Origin of the sequence: Microcella sp., assembly GCF_030645145.1 — a bacterium.
Classification (GTDB): domain Bacteria; phylum Actinomycetota; class Actinomycetes; order Actinomycetales; family Microbacteriaceae; genus Microcella.
On sequence record NZ_JAUSMI010000169.1, the window covers coordinates 1 to 3,864 of the forward strand.

The following is a 3,864-nucleotide window of genomic DNA, read 5'->3' on the forward strand; positions in this document are numbered from 1 at the left end:
GCGGCCCGCGCCGCGCGCGCTGTGCGCCGCGCGGCGGCCACGAGTGAGCCCGTTCGTCACGGATGAGCCCGGATATTCGGGCCCACTTGCGACGAACGGGCTCTTTCGTGCGCGCGGGCGGATACTGCCGGGCGCGCGGCGCCCTCGTGCGCGCGGCAGCTGCGACCTAGTCGTGCGCGCGGTCGACGAGCCGCGAGAAGACGATCGCCGAGCGCGTGTGGTCGACGTTGGGCGCCGAGCGCACGCGCTCGAGCGCCTCCTCCATGCTCGGGATGTCGCGCGACCGCAGCCGCACGATCGCGTCGGCGTCGCCCGTCACGGTCCCGGCCTCGACGACCTCGGGCACGGCGAGGAGAATGCGCCGCAGCTCGTCGGGCGCCACGGTGCCGCGGCAGAACAGCTCGACGTACGCCTCGACGGCGAGCCCTTCGATGGCGGGGTCGACCTGCACGGTGAAGCCGCGGATCACCTTGTCGGCGACGAGCTTGTCCACGCGGCGCTTGACGGCCGAGGCGCTCAGTCCGACGACGTCGCCGATGTCGCCGTACCCGGCGCGGGCGTTCTGACGCAGCTGATCGATGATGCGCGAATCGATGGCGTCCATGCGCTAACGGTAGGCGACTCCGGGGCCGGATCGGGCATCCGGTCTCACGGCGGAACCGCAGGATCGCGGGTAGCGCTCCCGACCGAGTAAGGCTAGCCTTACCTACGGCAGCGTCGCCGCGTCCTGCACCTCTCTCCCTCCCGTTCTCTCGGAGTCATCTCTCATGCGCTCGTCCCGCTCTCTCTCCCTGCTCGCCCTGCCCGTCGCCGGCCTGCTGCTCGCCGGCTGCGCCGCGACCCCCGCCGAGGAGGAGGCCGCGTTCACGCTGTACTCCGGGCGCGACGAGGACCTCGTGCAGCCGCTCATCGATGAGTTCACGGAGGAGACGGGCATCGTCGTCGACGTGCGCTACGGCAACACTGCCGAGCTCGGCTCGCTGCTGCTCGAGGAGGGCGAGGCGACGCCCGCCGACGTCTTCCTGTCGCAGGATGCCGGATCGCTCGGCGCCCTCAGCGCCGCCGGTCTCTTCTCGACCCTGCCCGACGACGTCGCCGACGCGGTGCCCGCGGGCTTCACCTCCACCGACGGCAGCTGGGTCGGCATCACCGGCCGCGCGCGCGTCGTCGTCTACGACGGCGAGCAGCTGACCGAGGACGAGCTGCCCGACTCGATCGACGACTACGTCACCGAGGAGTGGGCCGGTCGCGTCGGCGTCGCGCCGTCGAACGCGAGCTTCCAGTCCTTCGTGACCGCGCTGCGCGTCCTCGAGGGGGAGGAGGCCGCCGAGTCCTGGCTGCAGGCGCTCTCCGACAACGATCCGCAGATCTTCGAGTCGAACATCCCCATCCTCACGGCCGTCAACGACGGAGTCGTCGAGACGGGCCTCATCAACCACTACTACTGGTTCCGCCAGGCGGCCGAGGTCGGCGCCGAGAACATGCGCGCGCAGCTGAAGTTCCTCGAGGCGGGCGATGCGGGCTCGATCGTCAATGTGACCGGCGCCGGCATCCTGTCGGGCTCGGCCGACAACGAGGACGCGCTCGCGTTCATCGAGTTCCTCCTCTCGGAGGACGGCCAGGAGTACTTCGTCGAGGAGACCTTCGAGTACCCGCTCGTCCCCGGCATCGACGCGCCCGAGGGCCTGCCCTCTCTCGACTCGCTCGTGAACCCCGAGCTCGACCTGAGCGACCTCGAGTCGCTCGCCGAGACGCAGGAGCTCCTCGCCCTGGTCGGCCTCATCTAGCCGCACCACCCGCACCACCGCCCGCGCCGGCGGGGCTTTCGGCCCTGCCGGCTCCCGCCCACCGAATGGTCGAATAGCACCATGACGCTCGCGACGCAGACCGCGGCGGCCCCGGATCCGACGGCCGCCGCGGTGCCGTCGCACCCGAGGGCGGATGCCCGGGACGGGTCGAGCGCGACGCGCCCGCCGCTCTGGCTCGTGGTGCTCGCGTCGCTCGCCGCTCTCGCCGCGAGCATCCCCCTCGTCTATCTGCTCGTGCGCGGAGGCGAGTCGGGCCTCGATCGCATCGTCGAGACCCTGACCCGCGGGCGCGTGCTCGAGTACGCGGCGAATTCGCTCGGCCTCGCCGGGGCGACGACGGCGACGGCGCTCGTGCTCGGCACGGCCGTCGCGTTCACGCTCTCGCGGCTGCGCGTGCCGTTCCCGCGGCTGTGGCTGCTCGCCTCGGCGCTGCCGCTCGCGGTGCCGTCGTTCCTCGCCGGGTACGGCTGGCTCGTGCTGTCGCCGAGCATCCAGGGGTTCGTGCCGAGCTGGCTGCTGCTGTCGGCGGTGACGGTCCCGTACGTGACGCTGCCGGTCGCGGCGGCCCTGCGCGGAGCATCCGGCGATCTCGAGGGCGTCGCCCGCACGCTCGGCCGCGGGCCCTTCTCGGCGTTCTTCGTCGCGACGTGGCCGCAGGTGCGCCCGGCGGCGATCGCGGGCGGGCTGCTCGTCGCGCTGTACGCGCTGAGCGACTTCGGGCTCGTCGCGATGATGCGCTTCCCGACCCTCACGTGGGGCATCAACGCCGCGTACTCGGCGAGCTTCGACCGGGCGCAGGCGGCGATCCTCGCGCTGCTGCTCGTCGTGCTCGCGCTGCTCGTCGTGCTCGGCGAGCGCACCGCTCGCGGCCGAGTGCCGCGCGCGGCCGCCCGCGCCGTCGCCCCCCGAACCATCGGGCGCGGGATGCTCCTGTCGCTGCTCCCCGTCGTCGCCGCCGCTCCCGTCGTGGGCGTCGCGATCCCGCTCCTGGGTCTCGCGACGCGGCTCGCGCAGGCCCAGACGCTGCGCGAGCTCGACGTGCCGCGCCTGCTCGCGGCGGTCGGCTCGACGGTCGGGGTCGCGCTCGCCGCTGCCGCGCTCGCGGTCGTCCTCGCGCTGCCCATCGCGGCGCTCGCCGCCCGCTTCCGCGGCCGGCTCGTCTCTGCGATCGAGTCGGTGGGCTTCCTCGGCCACGCGCTGCCCGGCATCGTGGTCGGCCTGTCGCTCGTGTTCTTCTCGCTCGCGGTGCTGCCCGCGCTCTACCAGAGCGTCGCGGTGCTCGTCTTCGCCTACGCGGTGCTGTTCATGCCGAAGGCGATCGGCACGATGCGCTCGGGCCTCGCCGATGTGCCGGTGTCGCTCGTGTCGGTCGCGCGCACGCTCGGCGATTCGCCGCTGCGGGCGTGGTGGCGCGTGACGGTGCCGCTCGCGCTGCCGAGCGTCGGCATCGGCGCCCTGCTGGTGGCCATCGCGACCATGAAAGAATTGCCGGCGACGCTGCTGCTGCGGCCGACGGGAATCCAGACCCTCGCCACCGAGTTGTGGAACAGGACGGTCGTGTTCGAGTTCGGCGCCGCCGCCCCGTACGCCGCGGTGCTCGTCCTGATCGCGGCGGTCCCCGCCATGGTGCTCTCGGGCATCCGCAGCACGGCCAAGGAGGAGTTGTGAGCGACCTCGTCGTCTCCGGCGCGAGCGTGACCCACGGGTCGACGCTCGCGGTCGACGACGTGTCGATGACGATCCGGTCGGGCGAGCTCGTCGCGGTGCTGGGCCCGTCGGGCTGCGGCAAGACGTCGCTCCTGCTCGCGATCGCCGGGCTGCTTCCCCTCCGCGACGGGTCGATCGCGATCGGCTCGCGCGAGCTCTCGCGCGCGGGCCGCACGGTGCCGCCCGAGAAGCGCGGCATCGGCTGGGTCCCGCAGGAGGCCTCGCTCTTCCCGCACCTGACCGTCGGCGAGAACATCGGATTCGCCGTGCCCGGCGGCCGCGCGGGCGGCGCTCGCGGGCGCGCCCGCGCTCGCGCCGAGCGCATCGCCGAGCTCGCCTCCCTCGTCGG

Annotated in this window: 4 protein-coding genes; 3 read left to right on the top strand and 1 reads right to left on the bottom strand. The window is 73.1% G+C overall.

All coding sequences use genetic code 11. The annotated features are described in order from the left end of the window. Nucleotides 1-166: 166 nt before the first annotated feature. Complete coding sequence (locus Q7T15_RS11855) at nt 167-604, bottom strand: Lrp/AsnC family transcriptional regulator (RefSeq protein WP_304696472.1); 438 nt, start codon at nt 602-604, stop codon at nt 167-169. A gap of 163 nt (nt 605-767) precedes the next feature. On the opposite strand from Q7T15_RS11855, the gene Q7T15_RS11860 reads away from it, so the two are divergent. From Q7T15_RS11860 to Q7T15_RS11870, 3 genes are all read left to right on the top strand, one after another. Next, on the top strand, nt 768-1,787 hold the full coding sequence (locus Q7T15_RS11860) for an iron ABC transporter substrate-binding protein (protein WP_304696473.1): 1,020 nt from the start codon (nt 768-770) through the stop codon (nt 1,785-1,787). An 81-nt stretch (nt 1,788-1,868) separates the two neighbouring features. Next, nucleotides 1,869-3,476: an iron ABC transporter permease gene (locus tag Q7T15_RS11865; RefSeq protein ID WP_304696474.1), complete on the top strand. Its 1,608-nt coding sequence runs from the start codon at nt 1,869-1,871 to the stop codon at nt 3,474-3,476. Continuing rightward, on the top strand, nt 3,473-3,864 hold a 392-nt coding region (locus Q7T15_RS11870), incomplete at its 3' end, for an ATP-binding cassette domain-containing protein (RefSeq protein WP_304696475.1). The genes Q7T15_RS11865 and Q7T15_RS11870, both read left to right, overlap by 4 nt.

Excerpts from the sequence above, each read along its gene's own strand:
- Q7T15_RS11865 (WP_304696474.1), top strand. The coding sequence starts at position 1,869 with ATGACGCTCGCGACGCAGACCGCGGCGGCCCCGGATCCGACGGCCGCC.
- Q7T15_RS11855 (WP_304696472.1), bottom strand. The coding sequence starts at position 604 with ATGGACGCCATCGATTCGCGCATCATCGATCAGCTGCGTCAGAACGCC.
- Q7T15_RS11860 (WP_304696473.1), top strand. The coding sequence starts at position 768 with ATGCGCTCGTCCCGCTCTCTCTCCCTGCTCGCCCTGCCCGTCGCCGGC.